Origin of the sequence: Shimia sp. (genome assembly GCF_039969785.1) — a bacterium.
Classification (GTDB): domain Bacteria; phylum Pseudomonadota; class Alphaproteobacteria; order Rhodobacterales; family Rhodobacteraceae; genus Shimia.
The window spans coordinates 44,504-65,923 of the sequence record NZ_JBDVNC010000046.1; the positions used below are offsets into that span (position 1 = coordinate 44,504).

Annotated in this window: 24 protein-coding genes; 15 read left to right on the forward strand and 9 right to left on the reverse strand. The window is 56.0% G+C overall.

Annotated features, from left to right (window positions below; translation table 11 throughout):
• Positions 1 to 108: 108 nt before the first annotated feature.
• From mbfA to ABJI08_RS20315, 4 genes are all read left to right on the forward strand, one after another.
• A complete protein-coding gene (mbfA, locus tag ABJI08_RS20300) occupies positions 109 to 1,083 on the forward strand; it encodes an iron exporter MbfA (RefSeq protein WP_348403679.1) in 975 nt (324 codons plus the stop codon).
• A gap of 73 nt (positions 1,084 to 1,156) precedes the next feature.
• Positions 1,157 to 2,086, forward strand: a complete 930-nt coding sequence (locus ABJI08_RS20305; protein WP_348403680.1) for an AEC family transporter — start codon at positions 1,157 to 1,159, stop codon at positions 2,084 to 2,086.
• A 41-nt stretch (positions 2,087 to 2,127) separates the two neighbouring features.
• Positions 2,128 to 2,961 (forward strand): S-formylglutathione hydrolase, encoded by an 834-nt coding sequence (gene fghA / locus ABJI08_RS20310; protein WP_348403681.1) that lies wholly within the window; start codon positions 2,128 to 2,130, stop codon positions 2,959 to 2,961.
• Positions 2,962 to 2,963: 2 nt separating this feature from the next.
• Positions 2,964 to 3,419, forward strand: coding sequence for a YaiI/YqxD family protein (locus tag ABJI08_RS20315; protein WP_348403682.1), 456 nt, complete (start codon positions 2,964 to 2,966; stop codon positions 3,417 to 3,419).
• Between the two features lie 15 nt (positions 3,420 to 3,434).
• On the opposite strand, the gene ABJI08_RS20320 is transcribed toward ABJI08_RS20315, so the two are convergent.
• Positions 3,435 to 4,241: a class I SAM-dependent methyltransferase gene (locus ABJI08_RS20320; RefSeq protein ID WP_348403683.1), complete on the reverse strand. Its 807-nt coding sequence runs from the start codon at positions 4,239 to 4,241 to the stop codon at positions 3,435 to 3,437.
• A 218-nt stretch (positions 4,242 to 4,459) separates the two neighbouring features.
• Here ABJI08_RS20320 and ABJI08_RS20325 point away from each other — a divergent pair, with 218 nt between their 5' ends.
• From ABJI08_RS20325 to ABJI08_RS20335, 3 genes are all read left to right on the forward strand, one after another.
• Positions 4,460 to 5,413: a DMT family transporter gene (locus tag ABJI08_RS20325; RefSeq protein ID WP_348403684.1), complete on the forward strand. Its 954-nt coding sequence runs from the start codon at positions 4,460 to 4,462 to the stop codon at positions 5,411 to 5,413.
• A gap of 82 nt (positions 5,414 to 5,495) precedes the next feature.
• The gene (locus ABJI08_RS20330) at positions 5,496 to 6,119 is read left to right on the forward strand and encodes an HAD family phosphatase (protein WP_348403685.1); all 624 of its coding nucleotides are present in this window, start codon (positions 5,496 to 5,498) and stop codon (positions 6,117 to 6,119) included.
• Positions 6,116 to 7,033, forward strand: coding sequence for an ornithine cyclodeaminase (locus ABJI08_RS20335; RefSeq protein WP_348403686.1), 918 nt, complete (start codon positions 6,116 to 6,118; stop codon positions 7,031 to 7,033). The genes ABJI08_RS20330 and ABJI08_RS20335 overlap by 4 nt, the downstream gene beginning before the upstream one ends.
• 110 nt (positions 7,034 to 7,143) lie before the next feature.
• Here the strand turns inward: ABJI08_RS20335 and ABJI08_RS20340 are convergent, their stop codons facing one another.
• A complete protein-coding gene (locus ABJI08_RS20340; protein WP_348403687.1) occupies positions 7,144 to 8,379 on the reverse strand; it encodes an MFS transporter in 1,236 nt (411 codons plus the stop codon).
• Between the two features lie 138 nt (positions 8,380 to 8,517).
• Here ABJI08_RS20340 and zapE point away from each other — a divergent pair, with 138 nt between their 5' ends.
• Complete coding sequence (gene zapE / locus ABJI08_RS20345) at positions 8,518 to 9,582, forward strand: cell division protein ZapE (RefSeq protein WP_348403688.1); 1,065 nt, start codon at positions 8,518 to 8,520, stop codon at positions 9,580 to 9,582.
• Between the two features lie 12 nt (positions 9,583 to 9,594).
• Here the strand turns inward: zapE and pobA are convergent, their stop codons facing one another.
• Positions 9,595 to 10,767: a 4-hydroxybenzoate 3-monooxygenase gene (gene pobA / locus ABJI08_RS20350; RefSeq protein WP_348403689.1), complete on the reverse strand. Its 1,173-nt coding sequence runs from the start codon at positions 10,765 to 10,767 to the stop codon at positions 9,595 to 9,597.
• Between the two features lie 91 nt (positions 10,768 to 10,858).
• On the opposite strand from pobA, the gene ABJI08_RS20355 reads away from it, so the two are divergent.
• A complete protein-coding gene (locus ABJI08_RS20355; protein WP_348403690.1) occupies positions 10,859 to 11,734 on the forward strand; it encodes a helix-turn-helix domain-containing protein in 876 nt (291 codons plus the stop codon).
• On the opposite strand, the gene ABJI08_RS20360 is transcribed toward ABJI08_RS20355, so the two are convergent.
• From ABJI08_RS20360 to ABJI08_RS20385, 6 genes are read right to left on the reverse strand one after another with little or no spacing between them, the layout of a single operon-like run.
• The gene (locus ABJI08_RS20360) at positions 11,731 to 12,579 is read right to left on the reverse strand and encodes a class III extradiol dioxygenase family protein (protein ID WP_348403691.1); all 849 of its coding nucleotides are present in this window, start codon (positions 12,577 to 12,579) and stop codon (positions 11,731 to 11,733) included. The genes ABJI08_RS20355 and ABJI08_RS20360 overlap by 4 nt on opposite strands.
• A gap of 3 nt (positions 12,580 to 12,582) precedes the next feature.
• On the reverse strand, positions 12,583 to 12,942 hold the full coding sequence (locus tag ABJI08_RS20365; protein WP_348403692.1) for a protocatechuate 4,5-dioxygenase subunit alpha: 360 nt from the start codon (positions 12,940 to 12,942) through the stop codon (positions 12,583 to 12,585).
• Between the two features lie 15 nt (positions 12,943 to 12,957).
• Positions 12,958 to 13,845 (reverse strand): amidohydrolase family protein, encoded by an 888-nt coding sequence (locus ABJI08_RS20370; RefSeq protein ID WP_348403693.1) that lies wholly within the window; start codon positions 13,843 to 13,845, stop codon positions 12,958 to 12,960.
• Positions 13,842 to 14,897 (reverse strand): 4-oxalomesaconate tautomerase, encoded by a 1,056-nt coding sequence (locus ABJI08_RS20375; RefSeq protein ID WP_348403694.1) that lies wholly within the window; start codon positions 14,895 to 14,897, stop codon positions 13,842 to 13,844. The genes ABJI08_RS20370 and ABJI08_RS20375 overlap by 4 nt, the downstream gene beginning before the upstream one ends.
• A 33-nt stretch (positions 14,898 to 14,930) precedes the next feature.
• Complete coding sequence (ligK, locus tag ABJI08_RS20380; RefSeq protein ID WP_348403695.1) at positions 14,931 to 15,623, reverse strand: 4-carboxy-4-hydroxy-2-oxoadipate aldolase/oxaloacetate decarboxylase; 693 nt, start codon at positions 15,621 to 15,623, stop codon at positions 14,931 to 14,933.
• Positions 15,620 to 16,357: a PIG-L deacetylase family protein gene (locus ABJI08_RS20385; RefSeq protein WP_348403696.1), complete on the reverse strand. Its 738-nt coding sequence runs from the start codon at positions 16,355 to 16,357 to the stop codon at positions 15,620 to 15,622. The genes ligK and ABJI08_RS20385 overlap by 4 nt, the downstream gene beginning before the upstream one ends.
• Before the next feature lie 133 nt (positions 16,358 to 16,490).
• Here ABJI08_RS20385 and ABJI08_RS20390 point away from each other — a divergent pair, with 133 nt between their 5' ends.
• The 6 genes from ABJI08_RS20390 to ABJI08_RS20415 all read left to right on the forward strand — a co-directional run bounded on the left by ABJI08_RS20390 (position 16,491) and on the right by ABJI08_RS20415 (position 21,417).
• A complete protein-coding gene (locus ABJI08_RS20390; protein ID WP_348403697.1) occupies positions 16,491 to 17,696 on the forward strand; it encodes a LysR family transcriptional regulator in 1,206 nt (401 codons plus the stop codon).
• 59 nt (positions 17,697 to 17,755) lie between these two features.
• Positions 17,756 to 18,721, forward strand: coding sequence for a DUF1932 domain-containing protein (locus ABJI08_RS20395; RefSeq protein WP_348403698.1), 966 nt, complete (start codon positions 17,756 to 17,758; stop codon positions 18,719 to 18,721).
• A 21-nt stretch (positions 18,722 to 18,742) separates the two neighbouring features.
• Positions 18,743 to 19,147, forward strand: a complete 405-nt coding sequence (gene ligA, locus ABJI08_RS20400; RefSeq protein ID WP_348403699.1) for a protocatechuate 4,5-dioxygenase subunit alpha — start codon at positions 18,743 to 18,745, stop codon at positions 19,145 to 19,147.
• Positions 19,147 to 20,001, forward strand: coding sequence for a class III extradiol dioxygenase subunit beta (locus ABJI08_RS20405; RefSeq protein WP_348403700.1), 855 nt, complete (start codon positions 19,147 to 19,149; stop codon positions 19,999 to 20,001). The genes ligA and ABJI08_RS20405 overlap by 1 nt, the downstream gene beginning before the upstream one ends.
• 11 nt (positions 20,002 to 20,012) lie before the next feature.
• Positions 20,013 to 20,957: a Gfo/Idh/MocA family oxidoreductase gene (locus tag ABJI08_RS20410; protein ID WP_348403701.1), complete on the forward strand. Its 945-nt coding sequence runs from the start codon at positions 20,013 to 20,015 to the stop codon at positions 20,955 to 20,957.
• A gap of 178 nt (positions 20,958 to 21,135) precedes the next feature.
• Positions 21,136 to 21,417 carry a hypothetical protein gene (locus ABJI08_RS20415; protein ID WP_348403702.1) on the forward strand — a complete coding sequence of 94 codons (282 nt, stop codon included), beginning with the start codon at positions 21,136 to 21,138 and terminating at the stop codon, positions 21,415 to 21,417.
• The last annotated feature ends 3 nt before the right edge of the window (positions 21,418 to 21,420 follow it).

The window sequence follows — 21,420 nt, forward strand, 5'->3', positions numbered from 1 at the left end:
GACCCTGAATATAAACTGAACGGTTTAGTTTCAGCAAGCGCCCCCATCCGGTTGTCATTGCTGATCGTGCGCCATAGCCTGAACTTAACGTGAACCTAAGGCCGACTCATGCGCTTCTTAACCCACCGCAAACACTTCCGTGACCTGTCAGAACAGGAAATCATTGCTCTGGCCATCGCGTCAGAAGAGGATGACGCACGCATTTACCGCAGCTATGCCGACATGCTGCGCGCCGAGTTTCCCGGCACAGCCGCCAAGTTCGAAGGCATGGCCGCCGAAGAGGACCAACACCGCAAACGTCTGATAGATTTGCACATTCGCCGCTTTGGCGACACCATCCCACTGATCCGGCGCGAACACGTGGCCGGGTACTATGCCCGCCGTCCGATCTGGTTGGTCTCCAACCTTGGCATCGAACGCATCCGCACCGAAGCCGAAGCGATGGAGCGGGACGCAGAGCGGTTTTACCTGACAGCCGCCAAACGCACATCCGACGCGGATACCCGCAAATTGCTGGGCGATCTCGCCGCCGCCGAGGCCGGCCACCAACATACCGCACAAACGCTGGAAGCCGACAATCTGGGTGCAGATGTGTTGGCCGATGAAAATGCGACGGCCCGGCGCCAGTTTATCCTGACCTGGGTTCAGCCCGGGCTGGCCGGTTTGATGGACGGTTCTGTGTCCACACTGGCCCCGATCTTTGCCACCGCCTTTGCCACCCAGGACACATGGACCACCTTTCTGGTTGGTCTCGCCGCATCTGTCGGAGCGGGCATTTCGATGGGCTTTACCGAGGCTGCCTCGGATGATGGTGAACTTTCGGGCCGTGGCAGCCCCGTCAAACGCGGCTTTGCCTCTGGCATCATGACCACTGTTGGCGGTCTGGGTCACGCGCTCCCCTACCTGATCACCGATTTCTGGACTGCCACCGTGATCGCGCTGATCGTGGTGTTTATCGAGCTTTGGGCAATCGCGTGGATACAGAACAAATTCATGGAAACCCCGTTTATGCGGGCGGCCTTTCAGGTTGTCCTGGGTGGCGCGCTGGTTTTTGCCGCCGGTGCGCTGATCGGCTCGGGCTGACGCTGTTCACCCCCCCGCCAGCTCGGGTTCGCATTCCAATTGACCGCCCCTTCAAAGGTGTTACCAAGAACCCATGCTGGCCGTCTTTCTGAAAACCGTCCCCTTTTTCGCACTGATCGGCCTTGGCTATTGGGCCGGGCGCACCCGGTTTTTCAGTCAAGAAGCAACCGCCTATCTCACCAAATTCGTCTTCTACTTTGCTCTGTCGGCTATGTTGTTCCGCTTTGCCGCCAACCTCAGCTTGTCTGAGGTGCTGAACTGGACCCTTGTCGGTGCGTACCTCTGGGGCACGGGCGTCGTTTACGGCATTGCCACAGGTGTGGCGCTGTTGCGAAAACTCGACATCCCAACGGCCGCAATGGAGGCGCAATGCGCCGTTATTGGCAATGTCGGTTTTCTCGGCGCGCCAATGTTGGTGCTTTTGCTGGGCGAACAGGCCATCGGCCCCGTCATCCTCGTGCTGGCCGTTGATCTTATTGTGTTTTCCAGCCTCATCGTCGTGCTGATCACCGGTGCACGGGATGGCCGAATGAGCCTCGGGATATTGCGCACCGTCGGCCTGGGACTGGTCCGCAATCCAATGATCGTCGCTATCTCCTCGGGCCTGATCTGGTCCGCGCTGGAAATCCCGATCCCCGCACCAATGAACGAATTTCTTGGCATTCTTGGTGGCGCAGCCACGCCCGGTGCGCTCTTTGCCATCGGCGCGTCGCTGGCCAGCAAATCCGCAGAACGCGTGCATGTCGCGCTTTGGCTCAGCTTTTGCAAACTGGCCCTGCATCCGCTGTTTGTCGCGATTGGCGTGCTGATCCTATTCCCAATCGACCCCTATTCGGCAAGCGTGGTCATATCCGCCGCAGCGCTGCCCGTGGCGGGCAACGTGTTCATTCTGGCCCAGCATTACGGCGTCGCGCCACACCGTGCCTCAGCCGCAATTCTGTTTTCAACGGTGATAAGCGTCGCAACCGTCTCACTTGTAATTGCATGGGTCAGCCAACTCTGACATCGTGAGCGCCTGACCAGACTATCGACAGGGAGAAGTCCATGGAAACCGTATCCGAAAATCGCGCCTTTGGCGGGGTACAGGGCGTCTATAACCACATTTCGCACAGCTGCCGCTGCAAAATGACATTTGGACTGTTCCTCCCGGAAGAAGCACAATACGGCCGCGTGCCCGTACTCTGGTATCTCTCTGGCCTGACCTGCACCCATGAAAACGCCATGGTCAAAGCCGGGGCTCAGCAATGGGCCGCCGAACAAGGCATCGCGCTGGTATTCCCAGACACCTCTCCGCGCGGAGACACCGTGGCCGATGACGACGCTTACGATCTTGGCAAAGGCGCCGGGTTCTACGTGAACGCCACGCAATCCCCCTGGGCCGGGAATTACAACATGTGGGACTATATCGCAGAAGACCTGCCCTCACTGCTACAGGAAAACTTTGCGCTCGACATGACCCGCCAATCCATCACCGGCCACTCGATGGGTGGGCACGGTGCGTTGACGCTGGCCATGTCCCTGCCCGGACGGTTCCGCTCGGTCTCGGCATTTGCGCCAATCGCCAACCCGACCGCCTCAGACTGGGGACAAAAACAACTGGCGGCCTATCTGGGCGATGACCAGTCAACATGGTCCGCACATGACAGCACTCATCTGATGCGCGAAAATGGTTTTGACGGCCCCATTCTGGTCGACACCGGCACACAGGATCAGTTCATCGATCTATTGCGCCCCGAGGCATTTGCCGCCGCTGCAGCCGAACGTCGTCAGGAAGCAACTCTGCGTTTACAAAAGGGCTACGACCACAGCTATTTCTTTGTTTCCAGCTTCATCGAAGACCACGTCGCCTTTCACGCCGAAGCATTGTATCGCGACTGATCATGACAGCCGTTTATGTTGATGCCGATGCATGTCCCGTCCGGGCTGAATCCGAACGGGTCGCCACCCGCCACAAGGTGATCATGCATGTGGTCTCTAATGGCGGGTTACGCCCATCGAGCAACCCGCTGGTGCAAAACGTCATTGTGCCAGACGGCCCCGACGTGGCCGACATGTGGATTGCCGACCGCGTCGGCCCCGGTGACATCGTTATCACTTCGGATATTCCGCTGGCCGCCAAATGTGTGGAGGCCGGGGCGCAGGTGTTAAAACCCAATGGCGAGGCTTTGACCGCAGCCAATGTCGGCAACGCATTGGCCATGCGCGACCTGATGACCGACCTGCGCGCCGCAGATCCATTTCGTCAGGGCGGCGGCAAAGGATTTACCAAGGCTGATCGCTCTAGGTTTCTGGACGCGCTCGAACGGGAAATCCGGGCTGCGTTGCGGGTTGGTTGACGGCTCCAGACCGTCTTACAGGGCAGGCTTGCGGACCCTGATATGCAGAAATAACGGCACCACACGTGTATCGGCAATGTCGGGCCAGCTCCGCGCATCCTCTTCTGACGCCATCGGCTCTGCGACATGTTCAATGACAAATCCTCTGGCAATCAACATCATCACCCAGCCCGATAAAGTACGGTGAAAACGCGGCACACGGAACAGTGCCGGAATGTCCTCTCCGGCGCGACGCGCGCTGCCAAAGGTCCACTCTTCAACAGTTCCGTCATTCTCAACAAAATAATCCGCCAGCTCAACCGCACGCACCACTCCGTTTTCATCGCGCAGATTGGTGCGGGACGGTGGCGCAAAGCACGGATGCAGAATGGAGAACTGAAAAAACCCGCCGGGCCGGATCACCCGAAAGATCTCGGAAACCGCGCGCGCGGCATCGGCAATATCCATCATACACATAAATGACGTCGCGAAATCAAATGTCGCCTGATCAAACGGCAAAGCCGTCGCATCCCCGACCCTATACATGATCCCCAGCGGGTCCTGCTGTTCGGTCGCGTTGGCGTGTGCAACAAATGTCGGCGCCACATCTATCGCATCAATCCGCGCGCCCATTCGCGCCAGTTCACGCGTATTGCTGCCTTCTCCGCACCCAACATCCAGCCCCCGTAAACCTTTGATTTCCGGCAAGCTCGCCAGAAAAACCGGGGTGTTCTGTTTGTCGCGATACACATCATGGCCAGCCCGCGATAGCCGGGTCCATGTTTGGGCATTTTCTTCCCAACACGCCGCGACATCCGCAGTTGTTTTTGCATATACTACCATTGAAACCGCGCCTTATGCTCTGGTGTTGATACTTGCCAAATCCACACCCTAACCCCTCACAAACTCTGCCACAATCAACACGCCAACACCGCTTTCTCCTGCCCCGTCGGGGCATGGGGTGGGCGGGTGGGCGTGACCCGAGGGGGCAGCCCCGCCTTTTTCATCCCGTTGTCGTTTTTCCACTAGACCCGCCCCAACATGGCGGTTCAACTGCCGCGATGACCAATCGCATTCCGCTGGGCCCTTTCTCGGCTCTCGTGGCCACGTTTTTCTTCTCGATCAACGATGTCACCATCAAATTTTTATCTGGTGACTACGCGCTGCACGAAATTGTGCTGGTGCGCTCGCTGGTCGGCCTGTCCGTATTGCTGGTGCTGATTGTCCCGCTCGGCGGCGGCTTTAGGGTCCTGCGGACCAGACGTATTGGCATGCATCTGATACGTGGGGCTTGTGTGGTCTTTGCCAACACCACCTTCTTTCTTGGCCTGTCGGTCTTACCACTGGCCGACGCGGTGGCGGTGTTCTTTGTCTCCCCCCTGATCATCACCGCCATGTCCGCCATATTTTTGCGCGAACACATTGGGCCACGTCGCCTGATTGCTGTCGCCGCCGGGATGGTTGGTGTGCTGATCATGATCAGCCCCGGTGCGGGCGCCTTCAACGTCGCCCTGCTTCTGCCGTTTCTGGCAGCCTTTGCCTATGGCACACTACACATCCTGACCCGCAAAATCGGCGACACTGAAAGCGCGGCCACAATGGCGGTCTATATCCAAATCGTCTTTATTCTGGTCAGCAGCTGCGTTGGGATTACATTGGGTCATGGCGATTTTGCCGAACAGGGCGGCGCCATGATCGGCTTTCTTCTGCGCGGCTGGGTCTGGCCCGCCAGCATGGACTGGCCCCTGCTCATTCTGCTGGGCGTCTCCAGCGCCGGAGGCGGATTTTTCATCAGTCAGGCCTACCGGATCAGCGAAGCCAGTTTGATTGCCCCGCTGGAATACGCCGCCATGCCAATGGCCGTCATATTTGGCGTTTTGGTTTTTGGTGAATGGCCCGAGCCATCCACCTGGGTTGGTATGGTCCTGATCATCGGCGCGGGGCTGTTTGTTTTCTGGCGCGAAGCGCGCACCCGCCAGCCAACCCAGCCAAACCGCCCACGCACCCGGCGCTGACCGGGGCTTCATACAACGGGTTTCAAACCACCATAATCCCGTCTAGGTTTCCCGTCTAAAGACATTGCTCAAGAGACCCCACATGACCCGCATCGACGCCGTCATTTTCGACATCGGCAACGTTCTGATCGAATGGCAACCCGAGAATTTCTACGACCGCACCATAGGCGAGGCCCGCCGTAAAGCTTTTTTTGCCGCCACCGACATGCACACCCATCATCTCCAGATCGACATTGGCGCGTCCTTGCCGGGTCTGATCCAAAGCCTGCTCCCGCGCTACCCCGAATGGCAGGAAGAATTGCGCATGTGGAACGACAACTGGAATGACCTTGCAGCCCCCGCGATCGATCATTCGGTGCGTCTTCTTTATGCTCTGAAACGATCTGGCGTGCCGGTTTTTACCCTGACGAATTTCGGCCACGATAATTTTCCAATCTCGCAACAAGCCTTTCCATTCCTGAAGGAATTCGATCGCGAATACGTCTCGGGCCGCCTTAAGCTGGTCAAGCCTGATCCGGCAATTTATGCGCATGTTGAACAGGATTGCGGGATCGCACCTGAACGTTTGCTGTTTGCCGATGACCGCCCGGAAAACATCGCAGCCGCCGCAGATCGAGGCTGGCAGGTACATCAGTTTGAACATCCCCAAGGTTGGGCTGACCGTTTGGTCGCCGAAGGCTTGCTAAGCAAGGAGGACGCGGCATGACAACGATAATCCCATTCCAAGAGGGTCAGGAAAATCTCGACTGGCTGGGTCTGACAGACGCGTTTGCTGCGGGTCATACCCTACCCAAGGCAGAAATTTCTGACACGTTTCTCTATCGCGGTAAGGATACTCTTCTCCAACGACAGGCCTGGATCGACGGGCTAGGCATTGGTGTAAAATCCGCCACGATATTTCCCGGTAATCCGGCCCAGGATGTGCCGATGGTTCACGGAGCCATGACCTTGTTTGACGATGCGCATGGCCGACTTGAGGCTTTGTTGGATTTCCATCTCGTCACCAAATGGAAAACGGCCGGTGACAGCTTGCTTGCGGCCCGTCGTCTGGCGCGACCAGACAGCCGCAATATCCTGATCGTCGGCGCAGGCACCGTTGGGCGCAATCTGCACGCAGCATACTCTGCCGCCTTTCCACAGGCGCGTTTTACCGTGTGGAACCGAACTGCGGCCAACGCACAACAGATGGCCGCCGAAATTCCAGACCTTCAGGTTGCTCCCACCCTTCCCGACGCGGTTGCACAGGCGGACATCATCACATGTGCCACCATGTCCACCACACCGACCCTAAAGGGCGAATGGCTACGTCCCGGTCAACATGTCGACCTGATCGGCGCCTACCGCCCCGACATGCGGGAAACCGACGACACCGCGCTGCAACGGGCGCGCGTCTTTGTGGACAGCTTTGACACCACACTGGATCACATAGGCGAGCTAAAAATTCCTCTTGCCTCTGGCGCCATCACGCGTGACCACATTCTGGCGGATTACTACAACCTCGCCGCCTTTCAGCGTCAAAGCGATGACGAGATCACCATTTTCAAAAATGGCGGTGGCGCTCATCTGGACCTGATGACGTCCCGATTTATCCTCGACCGCTGGAACGCTGGCCCAGGATAGCGGCAAAAGGTTAATCCAAGGTGTGCCGCATCACCACTGACGCGATGCAGATGTAAAACCGACGTAATACCGACATCGGTTTTCGCACTAATCCAAACACTTAACAGTCATTACGCCGCAACGTGATCCGTCCGGATTTCGCGGATTGGCAGGTGCACAATGGCGCTAAAGGCCCCGACAGCAATACCAATCCACCAGACCGCAGTATAGTCACCGTAAAGATCATACATACGCCCGCCCAACCAGACGCCGAGAAAACTGCCCAGCTGATGGCTAAAGAAAACAATGCCATAAAGCGTGCCCATAAATCGCAGCCCATAAAGATGCGCGACCAACCCCGAGGTCAGCGGCACAGTCGCCAGCCACATTGACCCCATTGCAGCTGAAAAAATAACCACGCTTAAAGGTGTGATCGGCAGAAGGATAAAGACAATCGACGCCACGGTGCGACCGGTATAAATCCCTGCCAACAAATACTTTTTCTGGAACCGCTTGCCCGCCCAACCAGCGGTCAGCGTCCCGACAATGTTTGCTAAGCCAATTACCGAAATCGCCACCGCCCCCAGCGCCGAAGTTGTGGAAACCCCGACGCTCGCCAGCATACTGGACGGGTCAATCGCCGCGCAGGCCTCGGTGATCAGCGCCGGAAAATGCGCGGTAATAAAACCAAGCTGATAGCCACAGCTGAAAAATCCCAAAAATATCAATGTATAAGACGGATCGCGAAAGGCGCGCATCAGGATCTTGCCCATGCTCTCTTCCAGCTGGGCCTTGTTAACCGCGGGTGCACGCATCAGCGGCAAGAGCAGCAGGGTCGTCAGCACCGCCGCTGCGAACACAAGGAACGTGTTTTGCCAACTGGTGAACGACAACATCCACTCGGCCAGAGGTGGTCCAAAAATCTGCCCCACAGACCCGGCCACGGTTACAATCGCCAAAGACATGGATCGGTTTTCGTCTGTGCTCGCCCGGCCAACCACGGCCAAAATCACCCCGAGCCCCGTTCCGGCGATCCCGAAACCTACAAGAATTTCATAGAGTTGATGTGCCTCGGGGCGCACAGCCATTGATGACAACACCAACCCGGCCGCATAGGTAATTGCCCCCAGAACAATCGCCCGACGATCACCAAGTTTCTCGGCCATCGCACCAAAAATCGGCTGCCCAATCCCCCATGCGAGATTCTGAATCGCAATCGCCATAGAGAATTCACTGCGCAACCATCCAAACTCCTGCGCAATCGGAATTTGAAACACTCCAAACGTCGAGCGGATGCCAAAGGACACCAAAATGATGATGCATCCGACCACCAGAACAGGTGTAAAAATTGATGTTTTCTGCTGCATCCGTCGCTCCTGTTCCGCAGGTTCAGAATGACCTGTCGCAGAATTTCGGTCAATTCAGCATTTGTTCATCATCACATGACAAACTGCGATGACCCAAACGATCTTCCTTCTGGCGCGCGTATCGTCTAACACGTTGATATGCGAACTCTTCCGGAATTATATCAAGACAAGATCCTCGCAGGCGAGCTTCAGTTTGATGACGCCCAAGAGGCAGTAATGCCCCAGTTCGAACGCATCCGCGAAGAGCTGGACAAGCCCGTCAAAAAGGGCTGGTTCCGAAAATCGACCCCTGAACCGGTTCGGGGACTCTATATCTGGGGTGGCGTTGGACGCGGCAAGTCCATGCTGATGGATATGTTTGTCGAAACGCTGGATGTCCCGGTCCGGCGGGTTCATTTCCATGCCTTCATGCAGGAAATCCACGAGGCGATGCACGAGGCCCGCAAACAAGGCGTCGAAGATGCGATTCAACCCATTGCGCAAAGTGTTATCGAAAGTGTGCGGGTACTTGCTTTTGATGAAATGCAGATCACCGACATCACGGATGCGATGATTGTCGGACGGTTGTTTGAGTATCTGTTTGAGGCTGGTACGGTGGTCGTGACCACGTCCAACCGTGTGCCGGATGATCTTTACAAGGACGGTCTGAACCGTCAGCTTTTCCTGCCTTTCATAGAACTCATCAAAGAACGAATGTGCCTGTGGGAACTGGTCAGCCCGAATGATTACCGCCAGAATCGATTGTCTGGAAATCAGGTCTATTTCGTTCAGGCCGGAACCGAAGCGCGCGCGCAAATTCGCGCAATCTGGACTGATCTTTCAGGCGGTGATGCCGAGCCTTTGGTGCTGACCGTCAAGGGTCGAAAGGTCGAATTGCCCGCCTTTCGCAACGGTGTCGCGCGGGCTACGTTCTTTGACCTATGTGGCAAGATGCTGGGCGCTGGGGATTATCTGGCCATCGCGAATGCCGTCAAAGTACTGATATTGGAAGATATTCCGCAATTATCACGCCATAATTTCAACGAAGCGAAACGGTTTGTGACGTTGATCGATGCCCTCTACGAGGCAAAGGTGCGCTTGATCTGCTCTGCCGCTGCGCAACCGGAAATGCTGTATGTCGAAGGCGAAGGCACGTTCGAATTTGAACGCACCGGAAGCCGCCTGCGCGAGATGCAGGATGCGAACTGGGGTCAGCAGGACTGACCCCAAGCCACATCAAAATGGCAGGCCAACATAGTTTTCGGCAAGCGAGCTCATCGCGGCTTCTGAGGAAAACAGATACTCCATCTCGATCTCTTGCAACCGGCGATCATATTCAATGTTGTCCGGGAAAGTGTGCAGCATCGATGTCATCCACCAACTAAACCGCTGCGCCTTCCACACCCGCGCTAACGCCTTTTGCGAATAGGCTTCCAAGCCTGAATCGTCGCCCTTCAGATAATGCCCAAGCATCGCGTGATAGAGATAGTAGATGTCAGACGCGGCCGAATTCAGACCACGTGCACCCGTGGGTGGCACAATATGCGCGGCGTCACCAGCCAGGAACAAATTGCCATAGCGCATCGGTTCAGCCACAAAACTACGCAATGGCGCAATCGACTTTTCAATCGACGGCCCGGTTTCCAGCTTGTCAGCAACCTCTTGCGGCAGACGGCGACGTAGTTCGGTCCAGAATTCATCGTCAGACCAGTCTTCGACCGTATCGCTCAGCGGGACCTGAATGTAATAGCGGCTCAGCACCTGACTGCGCAGCGAACACAGTGCAAATCCACGATCATGCTTGGCGTAAATCAATTCGTCGCTCACCGGTTTGGTTCGGCTCAGAACACCCAGCCAGCCAAACGGATATACCTTTTCATATTCCTTCAACACATCCGAAGGGATCGATTTTCGGCTTGGACCGTGAAACCCATCCGCACCGATCACATAGTCGCAATCAATGCGTATAATATCGTCACCATCACGATACGTCACATGCGGTTTTTCCGCCTTAAGGTCATGTAATTTCACGTCTTCCACATTGTGGATGACGATCCCGTTCATCCTGTCGCGCGCCTCGTACAGGTCTCTGGTCAATTCGGTTTGACCATACACAACAACCGAATTCCCGCCGGAATACTTGTTAATGTCCACGCGTTTCATGTCGCCATTGTTAGAGATATGAAACCCACCGTGAATTTCGCCCTCATTGTCCATGCGCTCGCCACATTGGGCCTCGCGCATCAGTTCGGCAAAACCATGTTCCAAAACGCCCGCCCGAATGCGGCCCAGCACATATGCGCGGCTTTGGCGCTCCAAAACGACGGTGTCGATGCCCTTAAGATGCAATAGTTGCGACAACATCAGCCCCGACGGACCGCCTCCAATGATGCAAACTTGGGTTTTCATGTCTCGCTCTCCCTCTGACGATGTGTAAGGATCAGATATTATGCGAACAGTTTGAATGGACTGGATTGCCAAAAACTTGTACATTTCGAACATGAATACTTCGGAAAACACCATTCTGAATTACAACCTGTTCGGAGAGTCCGGCGATCTGCCTGATGTGGTTCATTGCGAAACAATCGAAGCCCGGTCGCGTCTGCACGATTGGGAGTTTTCTCCTCATCGCCACGCACGGTTGCATCAGGTATTGATCTTGGAAAAGGGTCGCGGAAAAGTGTCTCTGGATGGTCGAAACCACCCAATTCCGCCCGCCTCAATTGTTAACGTTCCCGTTGGAATTGTGCACGGATTCTCATTTGAACCGGGAACGCGCGGATTGGTCATCACGTTGGCCGCTGAAATACTGGATGACACGCTCCGACACTCCAAAGGGCTTGGCCAAATACTGAACCAGCCCACTGTTCAAACGGCATCCAGCGACATCGCCTCAACCATGCAATCAATCGCCATCTGCTTTGCCGGCCGCGACTTTGCCCGCGCGCATGTGTTGCGCGCCTTATGTGCGCTTTTGATTGGACAGATCGCACAATCGCTCTTCCATTCGGGATCCGCGCCCGAAGCGTCACAAAAACCGGAATTGCTCAGCCGGTTCGAAACTTTGATAGAAGACAAATACCTTTTGCACTGGACCGTCGCAGAATATGCTGCCGCCCTGTCTGTCAGCCCAACACATCTGAGCCGCGTGACCCGCGCAGCAACCGGTCGCCCTGCAACGCGCCTGATCGAAGAACGTTTGATCCGCGAGGCACGGCGCAATCTTGTTTATACAAACCTACCAGTTTCAACGATTGCCTATGCATTGGGGTTCGAAGACCCGGCCTATTTCAGCCGGGTCTTTTCGCGCGCCACGGGTCTGGCTCCGCGAAATTTCAGAGCGCGGGCTTTGTCAGACGCCGCCCCCGAAGCCTAGGCCCCGCATTCCAAAAGCAATGTCCCCGCAGCGGTGTTTGAAATCGGGATATGATAATTGCGCGTCAGCTCGGTCACATTATCCCCCAACGCACCCCGCATCATCATCCACATCAGGAACTCGGTGCCCTGCGCACCAGCCTTTTCGACCAGCTCCATCCGTGAGATTTTGGTCAGTTCTTCGGGATTGTGCACGATGTTCTTAAGGCAGTATTCGTCAAACTCCCTGTTAATATGACCAGCTCGCGCGCCGTCAAGTTGATGCGACAATCCACCTGTGCCCAACACCACAACCGTTGAGTCCTCGGGGAATGATTGGATCGCCCTGCCTAGAGCTTTGCCGAAATCCAACGCGCGTTTCAGCGTTGGAATGGGATGCTGCACAGTGTTTGCGGAAATCGGTACCGCGCGCGGCATGTCAGCATTGTCGGGTGCACCAGGCCAGAACAGCTGCATCGGTACGACAAACCCATGATCCACGGCCAACTCCTGGCATGACGTAATGTCAAATTCATCCGCCACCATACTTTCAATGATGTGCCAGCTCAGCTCGGGCGCGCCGGGAAACGGATCCAATGACGGCAGGCCCCAGCCCTCGTCTTCGTTGCGATATTCATGGGCCGCCCCGATCGCGAATGTCGGCATCCGGTCCAAAAAGAACCCAAGACCGTGATCATTATAGATGTTGATCACATAGTCCGGCTTATTGTCTTTGATCCACTGATGTACCTTTGGATAGCCGTCGAAAAACGGTTTCCAATACGGATCGTCCTGCAAATTGTTTTGAATGGCGTTTCCGACTGCCGGAATATGGGATGTCGTGATGCCGCCTAAAATACGTGCCATATCCTATTTCCCCGCATCCAGAAGTTTTTGCCTGAATTCGCCGGTGGTCACACCGGTCTGCTGAGCGCCCACATCCTGCACCCCCAGTTTGAAGATGCCCGCGAATTTTGCGAGGTAGTAAATGTTTCCGCCCGCCGCGATCAGGTCGAGCACATTGCGGTCGCGAATGGCCTTTTTTTGCTGATCATTCAGGCCGAACTGATCCATATAGCCTTCTTCGTCGGCAACAAAAGCGTCACGGCATTTTTGGGCGTTAAAGGAATAACACATCTTGTTCAGCGCATAGCCTTTCATGGCCTGTTTGCCGTCAAAGATCGTCGTCCCGGGAATGTCGATGTGATAGTCAAAACCTGGCTGATCCATCGCCGCCTCCTTTGATTACTGCGCCCAATAAAGACGCATAGGGTTATCCACGAGCAGCTTGCGCTGCTGTTCAGGCGTTCGCGCGATTTTCGGAATATAATCGACCAGTGCACCGTCATCGGGCATGTGTGATTTCATGTTTGGATGAGGCCAGTCCGTACCCCACAAAACACGGTCTTCAAACTTGTCGACAATGGTTTGGTAGAATGGAATGACGTCGTCATATGGCGGACCAGCCACACTCAGCCGTTCCGGGCAGGTGACTTTAGTCCAGATATTTTCATTTTCCGTCATCAGTTTGATAAAACGTTGAAAATCCGGGTGATCGACGCCTTTTGGCACATCCGGGCGCCCCATATGATCAACAACAATGATCCCGGGCAGCTGCTTTAGAAAAGGCTCCAGATCCTCCAGATCGGCGGCCTCGAAATAGACGACAATTGACCAACCAAATTCCTGAATTTTCTCTGCAATACCGACAAAAACCTCGCGCGGCGTGGCATCCACCAACCGTTTGACAAAGTTAAACCGACCCCCCCGCACGCCGGCTGCGTGCATGTCAGACAGGTCGTCGCGGGTGATATCCGGCCCGACGCTGGCCACACCACGCGCCAGATCACCGGCTGTGCGGCAGGCATCCACCATGGCGCGATTGTCTTTGCCGTGACATGTCGCCTGAACAATCACATTGCGGGAAAAACCCAAATGGTCGCGCAACGCATAAAGCTTGTCCTTGCCCGCATTGCACGGCGTGTATTTGCGTTCGGGCGCATATGGAAATTCCGGGCTGGGTCCAAAAACATGGCAATGTGCATCCACCGCCCCTTGGGGCAAAACAAAATCGGGTTTCTTCGGGTCCGGGTGAAATTCCAGCCAGTCCGCGTCCATTTTTTGATCGCTCATGCGAACACCTCTCCGTCCATCAATTTGCGTACAGTCCGTAATATCGCAGCCTGCGCCACGGTGCCGGTTTCATCCAGCGTGGCAATCACAGTCATTTCACCAGTGGGATGTTCCACCGACAACGTGCGGATTTCGCCGTCGCCTGTCTCGGAAAGGGCAAAGGCTGGCGCATCGTCAATCAGACAGGCCGTTGCAACGCTGACCGCGCCCAGCACACCAATTGTCTTGTGGCATCGGTGCGGAATAAAAGTGCGTGTCGACACGGCCCCACCGTCACGCGGAGCACTGACCATTGTCATTTTGGGAACAGACTTGGCAGACACATCCCCCAAATTCATCAGCGGCCCGCATTTCAACCGGATCGCTTCCAGCTTTTCGCGCAGCGCTGTGTTGTCCTCTAGTGCTTCTGGCGTTTCGGTCCCGGTAATCCCCACATCGGACGCCCGGATCACAACACAAGGCATGCCATTGTCGATCATAGTCACCGAGATCCCATCAATCACATCCACCGAATTGCCCGTTGGCAACAACGCACCGCAAGACGACCCTGCCGTATCCTTGAACGCAATTGGAACCGCAGACGCCGTCCCCGGCACACCGTCGATACGGGCAGTGCCAAAATAGGAAACCTTTTTCTCAGGCGTCTGCACTTGCAACTCAGCCACCTGGCCGGTGTTTTCCATATAGACCGAAACCGGGGTTTCTCCGTCTCGCGCAGGCACCAGTCCACGCTCAATGGCGAACGGACCGACACCGGCCAATATATTCCCACAATTTTGCGCATCAGTTACAATGGGTTGGTCCACAAACACTTGCAAAAACAGGTAATCAACGTCGATGCCCGGTCGTTCAGACTTGCGCACAACCGCAACCTTAGAGGTCAGTGGGTCTGCTCCGCCCATGCCGTCAATCTGGCGAACGTCCGGCGATCCCATGACCCGCAACAAAAACGCGTCACGTGCGCCCGCTTCACAAGGCAGATCATCAGCCAGGAAATACCCGCCCTTGGACGTCCCGCCTCGCATCCACATACAACGCACACCGTTGGTCATCATTGAACTTCCTTCTTCGCGTACCCGACTGGATCAGACGTATTTCAGCCCTTTTTCGGCCAGCCGTTCACGCATGTTATAGATATCCAGCCCCAGCTCTCCGGCCTCAAATCGCGCGCGTTTGGCTGCTTCATTGGCCTCTCGCGCACGTGCCTTTTCCAACACGTCGGCGGCCTCTTCCCGGCGCACGACACAAACACCGTCATCATCTGCCACAACGATGTCGCCCGGATTGACCAGCGCACCAGCGCAAACAACCGGCACATTCACGGAACCAAGCGTCTCTTTAATGGTGCCCTGCGCGTGCACGGCCTTTGACCAGACCGGAAAATCCATCTCGCTCAGGTCACGAATATCACGCACGCCGCCGTCGATGATCAATCCGCGACACCCACGCGCCTGTGCTGAGGTCGCCAACAAGTCGCCGAAATACCCCGCATTTGACGGTGTGATCGTGCCCAGCAAAAGCACATCACACGGCTGCAATTGCTCAATAGCAACATGGATCATCCAATTGTCACATGGGGGCGCCAGTATCGTCACCGCGGACCCGGCGATCCGCGCCCCGGCATAAATCGGGCGCATATAATCCGCCAGCAGGCCTTTGCGCCCTTGTGCCTCGTGCACTGTGGCCACGCCGCATTCGGCCAGCCCGTCTACAACCGCCTGATCGGCTCGCTCGATGTTCCGGACCACGACCCCGGTTGTGCCTGCCTGAAAGTTCATTCCAATTCATCCACTGTACGGGGAAAGATGGTCTGAAAGCCTTCGGCATATTGCGCCGCGCGCCCGCCTGCCATGCCACCCGAATTGCGGCGGAAATGATTGGCGCGGTTTTCGGCGACATTCTTGTAGAAATTCCACAGGTGTTCCTGCCCCTGCATGCACTGAATGGCGGCCCATTTCTTGTCCCAGACATCTGTGATGTCCAGAAACACGTCGGGTTTCCATTCCATCTGTTCCGTTTGATGCGGCTCAAACAGGTACAATTGCGGCGCGCCCAGTACTTTCTGACCGGGATTATGACCCCAAGCTTGTGCAATCATCCGGCATTCCAGCGCAAATTGCGTCGTGTTCATGTGGTCGGTGTTGTACGGGTCCCATTTGGAATGGGACATCATGAACTTAGGCTGTATTTCGCGGATCACATCTACCATGCGGTCCTGTGTCTCGCGCCCCAGATCCAGAGGGTAATCCCCAACATCAAAAAACCGAATATCGTTCACGCCCAGCGCGGCAGCGGCGTTTTCAGCCTCAACCTGGCGTGCGGCTTTGACCTTATCGATGGTCATGCCCTCCTGCTTCCACAACTTGGCGCTTTCACCGCGTTCACCGTAAGACAGACATACAACCGTCACCTCATAGCCTTTGGCTTGATGCAGGGCGATCGCGCCGCCCGCGCGCCAAACGAAATCGGCAGAATGTGCGCTGATCACCAACGCTGTTTTCTTATCGGACATCTTGTCATGCTCCAGCTATTCGCGTTTCTATCCTGAGTGGACCTGTTCCCCAGATATTACGTGGACCATTGCAATTTGCCTATTTCGAAATCAGCGCCTAATATAATTTAAAGCTATATGAGGGTGAAAATTGTTGACCGGATTCCCCAATATTCGCCACATGCGCGTGTTTCTGGAAGCCGCCCGCAGCGGCTCTGTCTCAGCCGCAGCTGAACAATGCCATCTTTCACAACCTGCCGCCACTCAGGCAATCTCAAGGTTAGAAACAGACCTTGGGACACCCTTGCTGATCCGGCGACGCCGACAATTTGCGCTGACCCCATCGGGCGCCGCGTTCCAACCCCGCGCCGCCGCAGCACTGCGACACCTGCGCAACGGTGCCCGCGCAGCGTTGCGCTCGAAAACAGACTCTGGTCGCCGCCACCTCAGCTTTGATCGGGCAGTGACGGCCGCTCAGTTGCGCACATTGATAGCGATCGCCAACAGCGGCAGTTTTACAGTAGCGGCCCGCAATCTTGATCTGTCACAACCCACAGTCCACCGCGCGGCTCGCAGTCTCGAAGCCCTGGCAGGTGTACAGTTTTTCACGGCACGCGCTTCTGGAGTAGCACTCACCTCCGCCGCAGAGGCCTTTGTTCTTGGGGCAAAACTGGCACAAGCAGAAATCCGACAGGGTGTCGAGGAAATCAGCCGCGAATTGGGTGAAGACCGTGGCACCTTTGTGCTTGGCAGCCTGCCGCTGGCCAGAACATCCATTGTTCCCAAAGCCATTCACGCCATGATCAGCGCCACCAGCGGCGTTCAGGTTCGGGTTGTTGACGGTCGTTATTCTGAGCTGTTGAGGTCATTGCGCGAGGGCGATCTTGATTGCCTGATCGGAGCTTTGCGTGATCCGCCGCCTGCAGATGACGTCGTGCAAGAAATGTTGTTTCAGGATGCACTGGCGATTGTGGCGCATCCAAAACACCCACTCGCAGACCGCAAGAACCTGTCCCTCCAAGACACTCTGGACTTTCCGTGGATTGCACCGCCTCGCGAAACTCCAGCCGGCCAATACCTGTTCGAGACCTTGCGCATACACGAGCGCGACCAATCCCCTGTGCGGGTTATATCGTCGTCAATGGTCACATTGCGCAGTATTCTTGCCGAAGGAAACTATGTCTCAATCGTTTCGCGCCATCAGATCAGCGTTGACGAATCTCTTAATATGATCACCGCGCTGGATCTGCCGTTGACAGGGCATTATCGCGATATTGGCCTGACATATCGCAAAGGTTGGCGCCCAACAGAAACCCAATCTCAATTCATTGATTACCTGCATAAGTTCAGCAACATTTGATCCACAACAAACTAATGAAATTCGCATAGTATAGCTTTTTCCAATGCAGCCAGAAGCAATTGAATTGGCCGGGAAATGCCGAAGGATGCTACAACATCACGACCACCAAGGAGGCACCATCGTTGATCCCCGATTACCCCAAAATTGCATTTATCGGGTTTGGCGAAGCGGCTCAGGCCTTTGCGCAAGGACTGCGTGACAGCACGACCTCGCTTAACATCACAGGCTTTGACATCAAAACCGACGGTCCGAATGCGCAACAAAAGCGCGCGGAAATGGCGGTACTGGATGTGACCCCTGCCCGGACACCGACGCAGTGCATTCACGGCGCCGACCTCATTATTTCGCTGGTCACCGCAGATCAATCGGAAACCGCCGCCTCTCAACTCGCAGAGGCCGCTTTCGAGGGCGCGCTTTTTTTTGATGGCAACAGCTGCGCCCCGGAAACCAAACGCCGGACCGCGGACATAATCACTGCTGCAGGCGGGCGATATGTCGATGTTGCCATTATGGCGCCAGTACATCCGCGCCTGCATAAAACGCCCTGCCTGTTTTCAGGCACATGGGCACCGGACGCCCTGCAAATGGCGCTGCACCTGGGCATGGCGGCCGAGATTGCGGGCCCGGATATCGGCGCAGCATCGATGCGGAAAATGCTACGCTCAATCATGATCAAGGGGCTGGAAGCGCTGACACTGGAGTGCTTTCTGGCAGCCCGAAGGGCCGGTCAGGAACCGTATGTCTTGGCCTCGCTAGAGGCCAGCTTTCCCGGTTTCAACTGGGCCGAACGCGCGCCCTATATGTTGGAACGGGCCATGACCCACGGCGTGCGTCGCGCCGCCGAAATGCGCGAAGTTGCGCAGACCCTACGCGACCTCGACTTGTCGGCGGACATGGCCACCGCAACGGCCAATCACCAACAAACCGTGGGCGACTTGGGGCTGGACGCGTCCGCGCTGGACGACCAAAGCTTGGAAACCATGACCGACGCCATTCTCGCCGCTTTGCCGCAACCGAAAACCTGAACGAACAGGAAGGAACCGCCCATGGCCATGAAAAAGGATTACGAGGATATTCCCGGCACCTTTGTCTTTGACGCCGACCGGGGCCGAGAAGGGTATCACCTTAACCAGTTCTGCATCTCTTTGCGTCTGCAGAAAAACCGCGATGCCTTTAACGCCGATGAGACCGGGTATCTGGACGCATATCCCATGACGCCTCAACAACGCGACGCTGTGTTGAAACGGGAATGGAACCGGCTGCTCGAATTGGGCGGGAACATCTATTACACCAGCAAACTGGCCGCCAATGACGGGATCAATTTTCAGGATCTGGCGGGCATCATGACCGGTATGGGCCGGGACGCCTATCGCGAAATGATGTTGCACGGAGGGCGCTCGCCCGATGGCAACCGGTATCAATCTGAATGGGACGAAAAGGATAACAACTGATGGCACGTATTACTGCCGGCGTCGGGTGCAGCCACGTGCCCGCAATTGGTGTCGCAATGGACACCGGGATCACCGAACAACCTTATTGGCAGCCTGTTTTTGACGGCTTTGAAAAATCGCGCGACTGGATGAAGGCGCAAAAGGCTGACGTTATTGTGCTGGTCTACAATGATCACTGCACTGCATTTGACGCCTCCTGCATCCCGACATTTGCGTTGGGGTGTGCCGCCGAATTCAAACCCGCTGACGAAGGCTGGGGGCCGCGCCCCGTACCGGTGGTCAGGAACCATCAGAAAATGGCCAGCCATCTGGCACAGTCACTTATTCTGGATGAGTTTGACATTACCATCATGAACGAGATGGAGGTGGATCACGGTCTGACCGTGCCTTTGTCGGTTATGTTTGGCGACAAAACTCCGGACGACGAATGGCCCGCGCTGATCATCCCGGTGTGTGTAAACGTGGTGCAATACCCGGCGCCGACGGGCAACCGGTGTTACAACCTGGGCAAGGCCATCCGACGCGCCGTTGAAAGCTATGAAGAAGACCTGAACGTGGTCATCTTTGGCACTGGCGGCATGAGCCATCAGCTTCAATACAAACGCGCGGGCCTGATCAACAAAGAATGGGACACCGACTTTCTCAACCGCCTGACGTCCGATCCCGTTGGACTGGCACAGATGCCACATGTGGACTACTTGCGCGAGGCCGGGTCAGAAGGCGTTGAAATGGTCATGTGGCACGTTATGCGCGGTGCGCTGGATGATGACGTGACAGAAGTACACCGACATTACCACGTCCCGGCATCAAACACAGCCGTCGGACATATCATTCTGGAAAACAAAGCAAGCTAGGAACGGATCCCATGAGAATTTGTGTTGCTGGTGCATACGGCGCCTTTGGAATCAAACACCTGGATGCGCTGGCCGCCATCGAAGACGTCACCGTGACCTCTGTCATGGGGCCAACCCAATCCAAGATCGACGCGCTGGCAGCGGAACGCGGTATCGGTCACGCCTCGACATCACTCGAAGACTGCATCGCCCGCGATGATGTTGATGCGCTGATCCTATCAACGCCAACCCAGAAACATGCCGAACAGGCCATCGCCTGTATGCGCGGTGGCAAGCCTGTATTGATCGAAATCCCCATGGCGGACTCGCTGGCCGACAGCGAAGAAATCTGCCGGGTGCAAACCGAAACCGGTGTGTTGGCGATGGCTGGTCAGGTGCGCCGCTTTAACCCCAGCCATCAGTGGATTCAAAACAAGATTGCCGCCGGTGAGCTTAAAGTACAGCAGATGGATGTGCAGACGTATTTCTTCCGTCGTTCCAACATGAACGCCAAGGGTGAACCGCGCAGCTGGACAGATCACCTGTTGTGGCATCACGCCTGTCACACAGTTGATCTGTTTCAATATCAAACAGGCGAAACCGCGTCCCAGTGTTTTGGGCTCGAAGGGCCGCACCACCCGGAACTGGGCATCGCCATGGACATGGCCATCGGCATGAAAACCCCGTCAGGCGCCATTTGCAACTTGTCGCTGTCCTTTAACAATGATGGGCCATTTGGTACGTTCTTTCGCTACATCTGTGACAACGGCACGTACATCGCGCGCTATGACGATCTGTTTGATGGCAACGAGACCCCGATTGATCTCAGCGAGGTGGCCGTATCCAACAATGGAATCGAGTTGATTGATCGCGAATTCATCGCCGCGATCCGCGAAGGGCGCCAGCCGAACGGGTCCGTACACGAAGTCCTTGCGGCAATGAAAACTCTGGACCGGATCGAACAAAGCTTCGCCTAAACGATTGCTTTTCAATCCTTCTAGCAGGTCAGATGCATACCGCTCTGACCCGTTTTCACGCGGCAAAACCCGACCATGAGCATATTCACGCCGTGTTTTATTGACGGATCGACCTCGGGTTTTCTAAACTAAACGCACGGCTGCACGTGAACAGTCCCCCTTAAATGGAGGCCCCTAAATGCACCCTGCTCTTAAAACCCGCCGTCGTATCATGGCCCATGCCAGTGTTATTTATGTGCGCGCGGACCATGACCTGCACCGCGCGCTGGACGACGCCCGCCAGTTTGTGCCGGACGTCACGGATCACAATATATGGCGCATCGGCCAGCCCGGATCGCGCATTCGCAGACTATACGAAGAAAGGCACCGCGCGCTGGAACGCCTGCAAGTGGCGCGTCTCAAACTACAGATGGCCCGCGACCGGCTTATTGCGCGCTCGAACGCGTCTCAGCACGTCTGACAT